Genomic DNA, 15,773 nt, shown 5'->3' with positions numbered 1-15,773 from the left:
TCCGGAGTTGTGTACGTTCGCACCCGGCGTGTCGCGTACATAACTCCGGGAGAGATTGCTGGCTAGGCGCGGCGAGGGTGGCGGGTGCGGGTGCGGCCGGTGAGGCGGTCGTCGAGCCAGTGCGCCTCGATGAGGCGGGCGCCGCGGCGCGCGGCGGGCGGCTCGGCGGGGGCGCGGTCGGGCTGCGGGCCGCGCACCAGCGGGGAGTCCGCGCGGTCGACCGAGCGCGTCCGCGTCGCCGCATCGGATTCGAGCAGGATGCCGTCTCGCACGTCGAAACGGACGGCATCCCGCTCGTCCGCACCCTCCGCGCGGAGGCCGGGGCCCTGCTCCGCCGTGCCTTCGAGTTCGCCCTCCAGCTCGGCGTCCGCGGGCGCGGGTTCCGGCATCCGGATGGCGAAGAACGGGAGGGTGAGGCTGCACAGCGGCCCGACGAGCAGCGCGAACGCGAGCGTCCCGACGCCGACGTTGCCGCCGAGGAACCAGCCGATGATCAGCACCGTGACCTCGATCGCCGTCCGGACGGCCCAGATCGGCCGGCCGGTGCGGGCGTGGAGGCCGGTCATCAGCCCGTCGCGCGGGCCCGGCCCCAGCTTCGGCCCGATGTAGAGGCCGGTGGCGACGGCGAGCAGCAGCAGCCCGGCGACGAACACCAGCACCTGCGCCCACAGCACGGTCTGCTGCGGGATGATCCAGAGTCCGAGCTGTGCACTCGGCCCGACCAGGAGGACGTTGAGCACGGTCCCGAGGCCCGGCCGCTGCCGCAGCGGGATCCAGAAGGCCAGCACGACCAGGCTGACCAGGTTGGTCACCAGCCCGAACGGGATGCCGGTCTTGTACGAGACGCCCTGGGCCAGCACGTCCCACGGCGAGACGCCGATCCCCGCCCGCACCATCAGCGCGATGGCGATGCCGTACAGGAACAGCCCGACCAGCAGCTGGCCGAGGCGGCGGGTGAGGAAGAACCGGGACATGATGACAATCCAATCGCTCGATTGGCCTTACATCAAGATGCCAATCCGGATAAAGTGGCCCGCATGCCCGACGCTCAACTCACCGCCCGCTCGCTCGAGTCGCTGCTCGGCGACTGGCGCGGCGCGGCCCCCGGCTACCAGTCGCTGGCCGATCGTGTCCGCCTGCTCGTGCTGGACGGCCGGATCCCGATCGGCACGCGACTCCCGGCCGAGCGCGACCTCGCCGGCCGGCTCGACCTGAGCCGCACCACGGTCAGCTCGGCCTACCGGCAGCTGCGCGACGGCGGCTTCCTCGACAGCGTGCGCGGCTCCGGCAGCGTCGCGCGCCTCCCCGGCCCGGCGCTGGCCCTGCCGATGATCGGCGGCGAGGGGATGCTCGACTTCACGAAGGCCGCACTGCCCGCCGCGGCCTCCCTCCCCGCCGCCGCGCGCGCCGCCGCGGAGGAGCTGCCGCACTTCCTGCCGGACTCCGGCTACGACCCGGTCGGCCTCCCGCACCTCCGCCAGGCCATCGCCGACCGCTATGTCGAGCGCGGCCTCCCGACCACGGCCGACCAGATCCTGGTCACGGTCGGCGCGCAGCAGGCCATCGCGCTCATCGCGCGCACCTTCCTATCGCGCGGCGACCGCGCGCTGGTCGAGATGCCCACCTACCCGCACGCGACGGAGGCCCTGCGACTGGCCGGCGCCCGGCTCCTCCCGATCACGGTCACGCCGCCGGACGACGCCCCGCACGCCCTCGACCCGGACGGCCGTGAGCCCGCCGGGGACGACGGCTGGGACGCCGACGCCGCCGAGCAGGCGATCCGGCGCGCGAGCCCGGCGCTGGCGTACCTGATCCCGGACTTCCACAACCCGACCGGCGCGTCCATGTCGCCGGCGACGCGCGAGCGCATCCTCGCCGCCGCGGCCGCGCACGGGACGATCGTGGTCGGCGACGAGACGACGGCCGACCTCGACATCGACCGGCCGGGCGAGTACCTGCCGCTGCCGACCTACGCCCACCGCAACGCGGGGGACCCGCCCGTGCTGCTCATCGGCTCGGCCTCCAAGAGTCTCTGGGGCGGTCTCCGGATCGGCTGGATCCGCGCCGAGCGCCCGCTGATCCAGCGGCTGATCGCGGCCAAGCCGTCCACCGACCTCGGCACGCCGATGATCGAGCAGCTCGTCGTCGCGCGGATGCTGCCGCAGACGCGCGAGATCCTCGAAGAGCGCCGCGTGCAGCTCGCCGCGGGCCGGGAGACCGTGCGGCGGCTGGCCGGGGAGGTCTTCCCCGAGTGGCGCATCCCCCGCCTGCACGGCGGCCTCGCGGCCTGGATCGGGATCGGCGCGCCGGTGAGCTCGTCGCTCGCGCTCGCCGCGCGCAACCACGGCCTCCTCATCGCCGCCGGTCCGCGGTTCGGGCTGGACGGGGCGTTCGAGCGGTTCCTGCGCATCCCGATCACGTACAGCGAGGACGAGACGCGGCGGGCCTTCGCCGCCCTCGAACGCGCCTGGGCGGTCGCCTCGACCGAGCCCGCGCCCTACTTCGACGCCGGCGCGCTGCCCAACGTGGTCTGAGCGTCCACAGCGGTCAGCTCCGCGGCCACCGCCCACAGCGAGGCGGGGAGGTCGCGACCCCGGGCGCTTCGCGGGATCTGCGCCCGGTGGGTCGGCCCCACCAGCGCCATCCGCGACGGTCCGTAGTACGCGCCCTGCACCGCGGCGGGGTCGGCGGCGGCGAACAGCAGCGGCTCGGCCCCCTGCTCCACGCCCTGCGAGGGCAGGAGAGTACGGCTGGACGGCTCGAGCTGCTTCTCGTCCCCGCGAGCGAGGTTGCGGCCGGCGGTCTGCAGGTTGGTGCGCGTGTAGCCGGGGTGCGCCGCCGTGCTGATCAGTCCCCAGCCCTGCGCGTCGGAGAGCTCGGCGAGGCGCAGGGTCATCAGAAGGTCCGCCAGCTTGGACTGCGCGTAGGCGCGCGGAGCGCTGTAGCGCCGCTCGAACTGCAGGTCGCGGAAGTGGATCGACCCGAAGTCCGCCGTGCCGCTCGACATCGTGGCCACCCGCGGATTCGGCGACTCCAGGAGGCGCGGCAGCAGCAGGTTCGTCAGTAGGAACGGCCCGAGGAAGTTGCTCTGGAACTGCAGCTCGAACCCGTCGACCGTCTCGATCCGCTTCGGCGGGATCATCACGCCGGCGTTGTTGACGAGGGTGTCGAGCTGCTCGCCGTCGGCCAGCATCCCCTCGGCAAAGGCGCGCACGCTGGCGAGGTCGGCGAGGTCGATCCGCCGCAGTCGGAGGTCGGCCCCCGGGACGCGCTCGAGCAACTCCGAGCGCGCGGCCTCGCCCTTGTCGAAGTTGCGCACGGCCATCGTCACGCGGGCGCCCGCAGCGGCGAGGCGAGCAGTGGCCTCCTTACCGGTGCCGCTGTTGGCGCCGGTGACGACGATGTGCCGTCCGGTCTGGTCGGGGACGTTGTACACGGTTTCCTCCGCTGGTCGTGAAATAATGAACCGCTGGTCTGTTACGGGATACGCTAATAGACCGATGGTCTGTTAGCAAGAGGGAGGGTGATGTCCCAGGCGACGTTCAGCCGGGCGCGCAGCGAGGAGCAGCGCGCGCGGCGCAGGGAGGACATCCTCACGGCGGCCGCGGCCATGCTGGACGACACCCGCGTCGCCGACCTCAGCCTCAACGAGCTCGCCCGCCGCGTCGGCCTGGCGAAGTCGAACGTACTCCGCTACTTCGAGTCGCGGGAGGCCGTCCTGCTGGAGCTCTACGGGCGCGAGTTCGCGGCCTGGCTCGACGCGCTGGAGGAGCGACTGGCCTCCATCGCCGACCGCACGCCCGAGTCCCTCGCCGAGGCCGTGGCGGACACTGCCGCCGAGCGCCCCGTCTTCGCCGAACTCTGCGCGGCGGCGCCCGGGATCCTCGAGCACAACATCTCCGGTCCCGTCGCGCTCGCCTACAAGCGCGCACTGCTCGCGGACGCAGCCCGGCTCGGCGCGCTGGCGGCGCCGTGGATCGGCGACGACCCTCGCGGCACGCTGGTCTTCGTCGGCGCCGCCACCCTCGGGATCGGCGGCATCTGGTCGACCTGCCGGCTCTCGCCGGGGATGGCCGAGGCGTACGAGCTCGACCCCGAGCTCGCGCGTTTCCGCATCGACTTCCGCGAGAGCCTGGAGACCCTGCTGGTGACGGTGATCCGCGGGCTGCGCTGAGGCTCGGGCGCTGGGCCGTCGAACCCCGGTGCCGGGGCCACGTCGTACTACGGCATGAGGAAATTGCACAGCCTGCAATGAGAGAATTCTGCAGCGCCTCCGTCGTCGCCACCAGTTCAATCATTTCCGCCGAGGGGACCCTCCGTGCATTTTCTCGCCGTTCTCAGCATGAAGAACCGCGCCCTCATCGCGCTCGTCACCATCGTGGCCGCCATCTTCGGCGGGGTCGCGCTCGGCAACCTCAAGCAGGAGCTCGCGCCGTCGATCTCGTTCCCGCAGCTCGTCGTGCTGTCGACCTACCCCGGCGCGTCGCCCGAAGTCGTCAACCATGACGTGAGCACGCCGGTGGAGGCCGCGATCCAGGGCGTGCCCGACCTCGATTCCACCTCGGCGGTCAGCAGCACCAACCAGTCGATCATCACAGCGAAGTTCACCTACGGCACCGACCTCGCGACGGCCGAGCAGAAGATCGACCAGGCCATCAACCGGATCAAGTCGACGCTGCCGTCCGGGGTGAACCCGCAGGTGCTTTCCGGCTCCATCGACGACCTCCCGGTCATCCAGCTCGCGGTCAGCAGCGACACCGACCAGCGCACCCTCGGCGACGACATCACCAAGCTGGCGCTCCCCGACATCAAGGCCGTCACCGGGGTCAACGACGCCCAGCTCGTCGGCGAGGTCGGCCAGCGGATCACCATCACGCCGGACACCGCCAAGCTCGCCGCCGCGGGACTCAGCGCCTCGGCGATCAAGGACGCGCTGCAGCAGAACGGCGTCCTGCTGCCCGGCGGATCGATCACCGAGAACGGCAAGACGCTCACGATCCAGTCCGGGGCGCAGCTGACGTCGGTGGCGGACATCCAGGCGCTGCCGCTCATCAAGTCGTCCACGGGTGCGACGGCGTCGTCCGGTGCGCCTGGGGCGACCGGTGCTACTTCGGGCGGGGCAACCGCGGGAGGGGCGACCACGGCAGGTGCGGCCTCCAGTCAGGCCGCCGCCGCTGCGGCAGCCGCAGCCGCCGCGAACTCCACGCCGCACACGATCGGCGACGTCGCGACCGTCGTGCAGAACGACGACCCGATCACCTCGCTCTCGCGCGTGAACGGCAAGCCCGCGCTCACCATCGCGGTCACCAAGCTGCCGTCCGCCAACACCGTCGCGGTGTCGCACGCGGTGGCCGCGCTCATCCCCAGCCTGGAGACCAAGCTCGGGAACCACGCCACGATCACCGTCGTCTTCGACCAGGCGCCCTTCATCACGCAGTCGATCAACTCGCTCGCCGAGGAGGGCCTGCTCGGCCTCGCGATGGCGGTCATCGTCATCCTGGTGTTCCTGCTCTCGGTGCGCTCCACACTCGTCACCGTGGTCAGCATCCCGACCAGCGTGCTCATCACCTTCATCGTGATGTGGGCGAGCGGCTACACGCTCAACATCATCACGCTCGGCGCGCTCACCATCGCGATCGGCCGTGTCGTGGACGACTCGATCGTCGTCATCGAGAACATCAAACGGCAACTCGTGCCCGGCGTGGACCGGGCGGTCACGATCATCCGCGCCGTGCGGGAGGTCGGCGGGGCGATCACGGCGTCCACGATCACGACCGTCGCGGTGTTCCTGCCGCTCGCGTTCGTCGGCGACGTCACGGGCGAGCTGTTCCGGCCGTTCGCCCTCACAGTGACCATCGCGCTGCTGTCGTCGCTCCTGGTCGCGCTCACGATCGTCCCGGTGCTCGCGTACTGGTTCCTGCGCGCGCCGAAGGCCCGCAAGCACGAGGGCGGGGAGCAGTTCGACGACGAGGCCGCCCACCTGTCGGTCGCGGAGGCCACTGCCTCCGGCCACGACGAGCTCGAGCACCCGTCGCGCCTGCAGAAGGGCTACCTCCCGATCATCCGCTGGACGCTCAAGCACTCCGTGCTGACCGTCGTCGCCGCGGTGATCGTGCTGATCCTGACCTTCTTCTCTGTCCCGCTGCTCAAGACCAACTTCCTCGGTTCCAGCGGCCAGAACTCGCTCACCGTCTCGCAGACGCTCGAGCCGGGCACCAGCCTCCAGGCGAAGGACGACGCCGCGCGGACGGTGGAGGACAAGCTCCTGCACACCAGCGGCGTGAAGACCGTGCAGGTGTCGATCGGCTCCAGCGGCTCCTCGCTGCGCGATGCGTTCACCGGCGGAGGCGGCGCGACGACGTTCTCGGTCACGACCGACCCGAACGCCGACCAGGACAAGCTCCAGACGACCATCCAGAACGAGATGGCGTCGATCTCCGGCGCCGGCGACATCACCGTGTCCGCGTCGAGCGGGTTCGGCGGGTCGACCGACATCCAGGTGGACATCAGCGCCAGCTCGAACGCCGACCTCCAGAAGGCCACGGACTCCGTCGTCGCCGAACTGAAGAAGAAGCAGTCGCTGAAGCAGGTCACCGACAACCTGAGCGCGTCGCTGCCCTATGTCTCGGTTGCCGTCGACCGGACGAAGGCGGCGGAGGCCGGCCTCAGTGAGGTGGCGGTCGGCACGCTCGTCTCCCAGGCGATGCAGCCGACCCAGATCGGCTCCGTCGCGATCGAGAACTCGACGCTCAACATCTACTTGCAGAGCGACAACCCGCCGACCACGGTCGCCGGGCTGTCCGACCTGCCGATCCCGACCGCCAAGGGCGTCGTGCCGCTGAGCTCCGTGGCGGCCGTCACCGAGGCCAAGGGACCGTCGACCGTGACGACCGAGCGCGGGCTGCGGACGTCCACGGTCACGGCCACGCCGGCCACCGACAACCTGACGACCGCCAACGCGGATGTCAACACGGCCCTCAAGGCCGCCGACCTCCCGGCCGGCGCCACGGCGAAGATCGGCGGCGTCTCGTCCAGCCAGTCGAGCGCGTTCGGTCAGCTCGGGCTCGCACTGCTGGCGGCGATCCTGATCGTCTACATCGTGATGGTGGCGACGTTCCGGTCGCTTCGTCAGCCGCTGCTGCTCCTGATCTCGGTGCCGTTCGCGGCGACCGGCGCCATCCTGCTGCAGCTGGCCTCGGGCATCCCGCTCGGCGTCGCGTCGCTCATCGGTGTGCTGATGCTGATCGGCATCGTGGTGACCAACGCGATCGTGCTCATCGACCTCGTCAACCAGTACCGCGCCCGCGGACTGACGGTGAGCGACGCCGTCGTGCACGGTGCATCCCGTCGTCTGCGCCCCATCCTGATGACGGCGCTCGCGACCATCGCCGCCCTGACGCCGATGGCCATCGGTGTGACCGGGCATGGCGGTTTCATCTCGCAGCCGCTCGCCATCGTGGTGATCGGCGGCCTGATCTCGTCCACCGTGCTGACGCTCGTGGTGCTGCCGACCCTCTACAACCTGGTGGAGGGGGCGCGCGAGCGGCGCATCGCCCGCCGGGCGGCGAAGGGCGGCGGCGCGGCCGCGGCGGGCGCCCCGGGCGTTCCGGGCGGCCCGGGCGGAGCCGCGCCGGACGGCGAGACGCCGGAGCCTCCGGTGTTCACGACCCCCGCGGGCGGCCGCCAGCTCTGACCGCTGGCCCCGTCGCTTCGCACCCAGCACCACCACCATGCCGCCGAGGGGCACGTAAACGCCCTTAAAACGGACGCGGGTTCTAGCGGTGATCGCAACATCTGGTGTTGAAGGGTGGATGTTGTGGTGGTTGAACGGTTTTCGATGCGGGTGGTTGGGCCTGCGGTTCATGAGTTGTGGGATTTGCGTGAGCAGGGGTTGATGCTGGCGGAGATCGCGGCGCGTACTGGGTGGTCGGTGACGGCGATCAAGACGCATTTCCGTGAGCATGGTGGGGTTCGGCCGCGGTGGGGTCGGGATCTGGCTGGGCGGTCGTTGTCGTTCGAGGAGCGGCAGCTGATCATGGTGCTGAAAGCGCAGCGGCTTCCGGTGCGGCAGATCGCGGCCCGGTTGGGGCGGGCGCCGTCGACGATCTCGCGGGAGTTGACGCGGAACACGAACGAGTCGGGGCGGTATCGGGCGACGGCGGCGCAGGCGCGGGCGTTCAACCGGGCGCGGCGGCCGAAACCGGCGAAACTGGTGGTGAACACTCGTTTGCGTCGCTTCGTTCAGGGCCAGTTGGCGTTGAAGCGGTCGCCGGAGCAGATCACCGGACGGTTGCGGCGGGAGTTCCCCAACGATGCGGAGATGCAGGTGTCGCACGAGACGATCTATCAGGCGGTCTATCTGCTGGCCCGCGGCGGGTTGAAACGGGAGCTGGAGACGGTGCTGCGCACCGGCCGGAGCCTGCGCAAACCGGCCCGGCAGGCGGGGCAGCGTCGGGGCCGGATCAAGGACATGGTGTTGATCGCCGAGCGGCCGGCCGAAGCCGCCGACCGGGCCATCCCCGGCCATTGGGAAGGCGACCTGATCATCGGCAAAGACGGCAAGTCCGCCATCGGCACCGTCGTGGAACGCCACTCCGGTTACCTGCTGCTGCTGCACCTGCCCACCGGGACAAACCGTGTCGAGGCCGTCACCGACGCCCTCACCACCCGCCTGGCCGACCTGCCCGACCTGCTGCGCCGCACCCTGACCTGGGACCAAGGCAAAGAACTCGCCCAGCACAAACAGATCGCGATCGACGCCGACATCGACATCTACTTCTGCGACCCGCACTCACCCTGGCAACGACCCACGAACGAGAACACCAACGGGCTGCTGCGCCAGTACTTCCCCAAAGGCACCGACCTCTCCGTGTTCAGCCCAGAAGACCTCGCCTACGTCGAGTGGGAAATGAACGACCGCCCCCGCAAACGACTCGACTTCGCCAAACCCAGTGAGATCATCGAATCCGTCCTGTTGCAATGACCGACTGAATCCGCCGGACTTTTAGGGGCGTTTACGTGCCCCTCGACGCGGCGGTGAGGGCGCGCGTCCGGGATACCAGACAACGGAGGCGGGGTGGCGCGCGCCGGCGCGGACGGGCGTTGCTACCGTCGCGGTATGAGCCTCTCCGTCGATCCCCTCTGGCCCCGCGCCGGGTCCTGGCCCTCGCTCGCCGAGCTCCCGGATGGGCCGGTCGATCTGGCACTGATCGGCCTCCCGACCTGGCGCACGTCGCTGTCCCCGACGGGCGCGCACGCGACGCCGGGCGCCGTGCGGGAGGCGCTGCGGCGGTACTCGCTGCACGCTGCGGAGCTGGCGGTCGAGGCGCTGCGGTTCGCCGACGCCGGCGACGTGGCGGAGCCCGACGGCCCCGAAGGGGAGCGCCGGGCGATCGACGCCGTGCGGGCGGCCGTCTCGCGCTCGCGCCTGACCGTCGCGGTCGGCGGCGACAACTCCCTCACCGTCCCGGCCGCGCTCGGCGCCTGGGGCGAAGACGTGTCGACGGCCGGACTCGTGACGCTCGACGCCCACCACGACCTCCGTGACGGCATCTCCAACGGCTCGCCGGTGCGCCGCCTCGTGGAGGCCGGACTCGACGGCCGCCGGATCGTCCAGATCGGCATCGCCGACTTCGCCAACTCGGCCGCGTACGCGTTGCGGGCGCAGGAGTACGGCATCACCGTCATCCCGCGCGACGACCTCCACCGCCGCCCGATCGACGACGTGATGGCCGAAGCGCTGGAGGTCGCGGGCGCGGCCGGCGGGCCCGTTCATGTGGACCTGGACGTGGACGTGTGCGACCGATCCGTCGCCCCCGGCTGCCCCGCCTCGGTGCCGGGCGGCCTCGCGGCGTGGGAGCTGCGGAGGTTCGCGCGGCTCGCGGGCGCGGACTCCCGCGTCCGCTCGATCGACATCGCGGAGGTCGACGCCACCGCGGACGCGCCCGACCAGCGCACGGTGCGTCTCGCGGCACTGCTGGTGCTGGAGGCGGCGGCGGGGCTCGCGTCGCGCTGAGTCTGTGCGGCTACTGCGGCGGCGTGAAGCCGGAGGCCGCCGGCGGAGCCGGGTTCGTCGCGGCGGGGGCGACGGCCGGCTGAGCCTGCGGGGCTGTGCCTGGCGGAGGCGGTGGAGCGGTGCCTGGCTGCGGTGGCAGGGGCGTTGCGCCCAGCTGCTGCGGATACTGGTGGTGAACGTGGGGCTGCGGTGATTGGGGGTGCGCGTGGGCCCTCGGCTCGGGGAACGCGTACGGCGGATACGGCCGCAACTCCGGACCCGACTGGTCGCCGCGAGGCGCCGGCTTCGCGTCGAACGCCCGCACGATCAGCGGGATGACCGCCGCGACCGCCGCGACGAGGGTGGTCGCCGACGCCAGCCGCCACCACCAGTCCGGCCAGACCGCCGCCGGGAGGATCGCCGGGAGGGCGAGCACCACCGCCGTCGCCCAGGCGAGTGCGAGTGTGACGACTCCGCCGATCGACGCCACGCGGGAGGTGGCCCGCGTCACGAAGCGCAGCCCGTACACTTGCGTCAGCAGCAACGCCAGGCGGGCGAGCGCCACCACCCCCACGAAGCGCCAGAACTGCACCGCCCAGACCAGGGCGTCGGCGGTGTCGTCGGGCTGGAGGACGCCGTTCCACAGCTTCAGCAGCCCGACCGCGACCAGGACGGCGTTCGTGATGGTCGACGCCGGCAGGTACCAGCGGTTGGGGCCGTTGGACACCGTCGCGTCCAGCGCCACCGCCCCGGCGAACGCGCCGACGAGCAGCAGCGTCATCCAGGCGCGGCCGGCGATGTTCGCCTGGTCCCCGACGACGATCAGCACCGCGCCGAACACCGCGGAGGCCGCCAGGACCCCGATCGTCAGGAACAGCGCGGCCTTGCGCGCGCGTGGACGGCTGGTATCGGTATCGGTCATGGCTCCCCTGGAATGTCAAACTCCAGTGTAACCTATCACCGCGCTCAGGCGACGAGCGCGCGAGCCACCACCGGCACCCCCGCCAGGTACGGAATCGGGTCACGATTCGGCACGAATGTCGCCATTCGCACCGCGAAACCGCACATTCGGCACGAATCGCCGTTCCGCACATTCGTGCCGAATCGCGGCTCCAGCGCCGCGGAACACCACATTCGGCACGAATGGTGGACGTCAGGCTACGTGCGTGCGCGACACCAGCGGGACGCCGGGGCGGTACGCGAGGTGCACGTACGAGGGCGCGTCGAGCACGACGTAGTCGGCCCGCGCGCCCGGGCGCAGGTGGCCGATGTCCTCCCGACGCAGCGCCTCCGCGCCACCGAGCGTCGCCGCCCGCAGCGCCTCCGCGACCGTCATCCCCATGTCGCGCACCGCGACCGCGATGCAGAACGGCATCGACGACGTGAACGACGAGCCGGGGTTGCAGTCGCTCGCCAGCGCCACGCGCACGCCGGCGTCGATGAGGCGGCGGGCGTCCGGGTACGGGTGCCTGGTCGAGAACTCGACGCCGGGCAGGAGGGTCGCGACCGTTCGCGATCCCGCGAGGAGCGAGACGTCGCGGTCGGTGAGGTAGGTGCCGTGGTCGACGCTCGCCGCGTCCAGCTCGACGGCCAGCGCGACGCCGTCGCCCGGGCCGAGCTGGCTCGCGTGGACGCGCACGCCGAGGCCGCGCGCGGCGCCGGCCTCCAGGATGCGCCGCGACTGCGGGACGGTGAACGCCCCCGTCTCGCAGAACACGTCGACCCAGCGCGAGAACGGAGCGCAGGCGTCGAGCATCGGGCCCGTGACCAGGTCCACGTACGCCTCGGGGTCGGAGGCGTACTCGACGGGTACCACATGCGCGCCGAGGAATGTGGTCTCCTGCGTGACCTCGCGGGCGATCCGCAGGATGCGCGCCTCGTCCTCCACGGTCAGGCCGTAGCCGCTCTTGATCTCGAAGGTCGTCGTGCCCTGCGAGCGCAGCTCGCGCACGAAACCGGCCAGCCGGCGGCGCAACTCGTCGTCCGTCGCGTCCCTGGTCGCGGCCACGGTACTGCGTATGCCGCCGGCGGAATACGGCCGTCCGGCCATCCGTGCCTCGAACTCCGCCGAGCGGTCGCCGCCGAAGACGAGGTGCGTGTGGCTGTCGACGAAGCCGGGGATGACGGCAACGCCGCCGGCATCCACGACCTCGTCGGCGTCGTCGCGCGGCGCCGCGGACGCGAGCCCGGTCCACTCGACCCGGCCGTCTACCTCCAGCAGGGCCGCGTCGGGGAGGATGCCGAGCGGTCCGGGGTGGGCGGGGTCCAGGGTGACGAGTTCGCCGATCCCGGTCAGCAGCGTCGCGCGCGACATCAGGCGCCCGGCTCCGAGACGGTCGCGGCGGCCTCCTGCATCGGGATGCGCAGCCCGCGCTCGCGCGCGACCTCCGCCGCGTGCTCGTACCCGGCGTCGACGTGCCGCATGACGCCGGTGCCCGGGTCGTTGGTCAGCACGCGCTCGATCTTCTCCGCCGCGAGCGGGGTGCCGTCCGCGACGACGACCTGCCCGGCGTGGATGCTGCGGCCGATCCCGACGCCGCCGCCGTGGTGGAGCGACACCCAGGTCGCGCCCGACGCGGTGTTCAGCAGGGCGTTGAGCAGCGGCCAGTCGGCGATCGCGTCCGAGCCGTCCTTCATCGACTCGGTCTCCCGGTACGGGGAGGCCACCGAGCCGGAGTCGAGGTGGTCGCGGCCGATCACGATCGGCGCCGACAGCTCGCCGGAGGCGACCATCTCGTTGAACTTCAGCCCGGCGAGGTGGCGCTCCTTGTAGCCGAGCCAGCAGATCCTGGCGGGGAGGCCCTCGAAGTGCACCTTCTCGCCGGCCTGGGTGATCCAGCGGCGGAGCTTGTCGTCGTCGGGGAACAGCTCCAGGATCGCGCGGTCGGTCGCGGCGATGTCCGCCGGGTCGCCCGAGAGCGCCGCCCACCGGAACGGGCCGCGGCCCTCCTCGAACTGCGGCCGGATGTAGGCGGGAACGAAGCCGGGGAACGCGAACGCGCGGTCGTAGCCGCCGAGCTCGGCTTCCGTGCGGATGGAGTTGCCGTAGTCGAAGACCTCGGCGCCGGCGTCGAGGAAGCCGACCATGGCCTCCACCTGCTTCGCCATCGAGAGGCGGGCGGCGATGGTGAACGCTTCGGGGTCGGCGGCGGCGCGGTCGTGCCACTCCTCGACCGTGACGCCCTCGGGGAGGTAGCTCAGCGGGTCGTGCGCACTGGTCTGGTCGGTGACGATGTCGATCGGGACGCCGCGGCGCAGCAATTCGGGGAAGACCGTGGCGGCGTTGCCGACCAGGCCGACCGAGAGGGCGCGGCGCTCGTCCTTGGCGGCGAGCACGCGGGCGATGGCGTCGTCGATGTCGTCGGTGAGCTCGTCCAGGTAGCCGTGGTCGACGCGGCGCTGCAGGCGGGTGGGGTCCACGTCGACGATGAGCACCACGCCGCCGTTGAGGGTGACCGCCAGCGGCTGCGCGCCGCCCATGCCGCCGCAGCCGCCGGTGAGGGTGAGGGTGCCGGCGAGCGAGCCATCGAACCGCTTGTCTCCCACGGCCGCGAAGGTCTCGTAGGTGCCCTGCAGGATGCCCTGCGAGCCGATGTAGATCCACGAGCCGGCGGTCATCTGGCCGTACATGGTCAGGCCCAGCGCCTCCAGGCGGCGGAACTCGGGCCAGGTCGCCCAGTCGCCGACCAGGTTGGAGTTGGCGATGAGCACGCGCGGCGCCCACTCGTGCGTGCGGAACACGCCGACCGGCTTGCCGGACTGCACCAGCAGCGTCTCGTCGGACTCCAGGTCGCGGAGGGTGGCGACGATCGCGTCGTACGCCTCCCAGCTCCGCGCGGCGCGGCCGGTGCCGCCGTAGACGACCAGGTCGTCCGGCCGCTCGGCCACCTCCGGGTCGAGGTTGTTCATCAGCATGCGCAACGGCGCCTCGGTCTGCCAGCTCTTCGCGCTGAGCGACGTCCCGCGCGGCGCCCTAACCGGTCGCGATCCCTGCATCGTGTACTCCTTACGTTCGGTAGCCATCAATTCCGGAGTTGTGTACGCCTCGCCTCGGCGTGTCGCGTACATAACTCCGGGAGAGATGGAGGGGGGGTCAGTGGAGGGGGGTGGTGGAGGCCGCGGCGGCCGCGGCGACGGCGGCGCCGGAGGCGACGAAGGCGACGGCGGCCTCGATCTCGGGGGAGAGGTGGCGGTCGGGGCCGGGGCCGGGGACGGTCGCGCGCAGCGCCTCGGTGACCGCGCCGGTCGCCGGGCCCTGGCGCAGCGGGGCGCGCAGGTCGGCGCCGCGGGAGGCGGTCATCAGCTCGATCGCGAGCACGCGGGTCAGGCCGTCGATGGCGCGGCGGAGCTTGCGCGCGGCGGCCCAGCCCATCGAGACGTGGTCCTCCTGCATCGCGGACGACGGGATGCTGTCCACCGACGCGGGCACGGCCAGGCGCTTGAGCTCGGACACGATCCCGGCCGCCGTGTACTGCGCGATCATCAGGCCGGAGTCCACGCCGACTTCGTGCGCGAGGAACGGCGGCAGCCCCTGGTTGCGCGCCGGGTCGAGGAAGCGGTCGGTCCGCCGCTCCGACATGCTCGCCACGTCCGCGATGACGATCGCGAGGAAGTCGAGCACGTACGCGACGGGCGCGCCGTGGAAGTTGCCGTTCGACTCCACCCGCCCGTCCGGGGTGAGCACCGGATTGTCGATCGCGGAGGCCAGCTCGCGCTCGGCGACCATCGTCGCGTGGGCGACGGTGTCGCGGGCGCCGCCGTTCACCTGCGGCGAGCAGCGCAGCGAGTAGGCGTCCTGCACGCGCGTGCACTCCGGGCCCTTGTGGCTGGCGACGAGCGGGGAGTCCGCGAGCAGCGCGCGCAGGTTCGCGGCGGAGACCGCCTGGCCGGCCTGGGGACGCAGCTGCTGGAGGTCGGCCGCGAACACCGCGTCGGTGCCGAGCAGCGCCTCCACGCTCATCGCCGCGGTGATGTCGGCCGTGGTGAGCAGGCCGCCGAGGTCGTGGATCGCGAGGGCGAGCATCCCGAGCATCCCGTCGGTGCCGTTGATGAGCGCGAGGCCCTCCTTCTCGGCGAGCACCACCGGCTCGATGCCGGCGGCGGGGAGGGCGTCGGAGGCCTCGACGAGCCGGCCGTCGACGCGTACCTGGCCCTCGCCCATCGCGGCGAGCGCGCAGTGCGCCAGCGGCGCGAGGTCGCCGGAGCAGCCGAGCGAGCCGTACTCGCGCACGAGCGGCGTGATGCCCGCGTTGAGCAGCGCGGCGTACGTCTCGACCGTGCGGCGCTGGGCGCCGGTGCGGCCGGTCATCAGCGTCGCCAAGCGCAGCAGCATGAGGGCGCGGACGACCTCCCGCTCGACCTCCGGCCCGGACCCGGCCGCGTGCGAGCGGACGAGGGAGGCCTGCAGCTGCGCGCGGCGTTCCTCGGGGATGAACGTGGTCGCCAGCGCGCCGAAGCCGGTGGAGATCCCGTAGTGCGGCTCGACGTCGTCGGCGAGCGCTTCGATGATGGCGCGGGAGGCCTCCACGGCGTCGAGCGCGGCGCCGTCGAGGCGCACGGGCGCGTCGTGGCGGGCCACCGCGACGACCTCGGCGATGGTGAGCGGGCGGGCGCCGACGGCGACGGGCGCGGGGTCGGCGTCGTCGCGGGAGATGGTTGCGGAGGTGGAACCGGTGGTGAAGGCGGACATGCTCCGATCATGCGCCGGAGGCCGTCCGGCGCGCCCGGGGGTTAGGCTCATCGGTGTCCGGGATACCAGACAGGCGGCCGTCGAGCACCG

Annotated in this window: 11 protein-coding genes; 5 read left to right on the top strand and 6 right to left on the bottom strand. The window is 71.9% G+C overall.

The annotated features are described in order from the left end of the window. Positions 1-62: 62 nt before the first annotated feature. Positions 63-974 (bottom strand): YitT family protein, encoded by a 912-nt coding sequence (locus ACFRFH_RS03715; protein WP_382461664.1) that lies wholly within the window; start codon positions 972-974, stop codon positions 63-65. 63 nt (positions 975-1,037) lie between these two features. Here ACFRFH_RS03715 and ACFRFH_RS03710 point away from each other — a divergent pair, with 63 nt between their 5' ends. Continuing rightward, entirely contained in the window at positions 1,038-2,534 is a 1,497-nt protein-coding gene (locus tag ACFRFH_RS03710) for a PLP-dependent aminotransferase family protein (protein ID WP_382461663.1), read from the top strand. Here the strand turns inward: ACFRFH_RS03710 and ACFRFH_RS03705 are convergent. After that, a complete protein-coding gene (locus ACFRFH_RS03705) occupies positions 2,498-3,436 on the bottom strand; it encodes an SDR family oxidoreductase (RefSeq protein WP_382461662.1) in 939 nt (312 codons plus the stop codon). The genes ACFRFH_RS03710 and ACFRFH_RS03705 overlap by 37 nt on opposite strands. Positions 3,437-3,526: 90 nt before the next feature. Here ACFRFH_RS03705 and ACFRFH_RS03700 point away from each other — a divergent pair, with 90 nt between their 5' ends. The 4 genes from ACFRFH_RS03700 to ACFRFH_RS03685 all read left to right on the top strand — a co-directional run bounded on the left by ACFRFH_RS03700 (position 3,527) and on the right by ACFRFH_RS03685 (position 10,015). Beyond that, positions 3,527-4,174, top strand: coding sequence for a TetR family transcriptional regulator (locus tag ACFRFH_RS03700; protein WP_382461661.1), 648 nt, complete (start codon positions 3,527-3,529; stop codon positions 4,172-4,174). Positions 4,175-4,318: 144 nt separating this feature from the next. After that, on the top strand, positions 4,319-7,693 hold the full coding sequence (locus tag ACFRFH_RS03695; RefSeq protein ID WP_382461660.1) for an efflux RND transporter permease subunit: 3,375 nt from the start codon (positions 4,319-4,321) through the stop codon (positions 7,691-7,693). A 144-nt stretch (positions 7,694-7,837) separates the two neighbouring features. Beyond that, positions 7,838-8,983, top strand: coding sequence for an IS30 family transposase (locus ACFRFH_RS03690; RefSeq protein ID WP_382462722.1), 1,146 nt, complete (start codon positions 7,838-7,840; stop codon positions 8,981-8,983). Positions 8,984-9,118: 135 nt separating this feature from the next. Further along, on the top strand, positions 9,119-10,015 hold the full coding sequence (locus ACFRFH_RS03685; protein WP_382461659.1) for an arginase family protein: 897 nt from the start codon (positions 9,119-9,121) through the stop codon (positions 10,013-10,015). A 10-nt stretch (positions 10,016-10,025) separates the two neighbouring features. On the opposite strand, the gene ACFRFH_RS03680 is transcribed toward ACFRFH_RS03685, so the two are convergent. The 4 genes from ACFRFH_RS03680 to hutH all read right to left on the bottom strand — a co-directional run bounded on the left by ACFRFH_RS03680 (position 10,026) and on the right by hutH (position 15,683). Then, complete coding sequence (locus ACFRFH_RS03680; RefSeq protein WP_382461658.1) at positions 10,026-10,916, bottom strand: hypothetical protein; 891 nt, start codon at positions 10,914-10,916, stop codon at positions 10,026-10,028. Positions 10,917-11,147: 231 nt separating this feature from the next. Continuing rightward, positions 11,148-12,308, bottom strand: a complete 1,161-nt coding sequence (gene hutI, locus ACFRFH_RS03675) for an imidazolonepropionase (RefSeq protein ID WP_382461657.1) — start codon at positions 12,306-12,308, stop codon at positions 11,148-11,150. Then, a complete protein-coding gene (locus ACFRFH_RS03670; protein WP_382462721.1) occupies positions 12,308-13,990 on the bottom strand; it encodes a urocanate hydratase in 1,683 nt (560 codons plus the stop codon). Before ACFRFH_RS03670 ends, hutI begins: the two co-directional genes overlap by 1 nt. A gap of 97 nt (positions 13,991-14,087) precedes the next feature. Further along, a complete protein-coding gene (hutH, locus tag ACFRFH_RS03665; RefSeq protein WP_382461656.1) occupies positions 14,088-15,683 on the bottom strand; it encodes a histidine ammonia-lyase in 1,596 nt (531 codons plus the stop codon). Positions 15,684-15,773: the final 90 nt, after the last annotated feature.

It is taken from the genome of Leifsonia sp. NPDC056824 (genome assembly GCF_042789575.1).
In the GTDB taxonomy this organism is placed as follows: Bacteria; Actinomycetota; Actinomycetes; order Actinomycetales; family Microbacteriaceae; genus Leifsonia.
The sequence above is the reverse complement of the archived record's forward strand: the minus strand, read 5'-3'. Positions and strand labels throughout refer to the sequence as shown.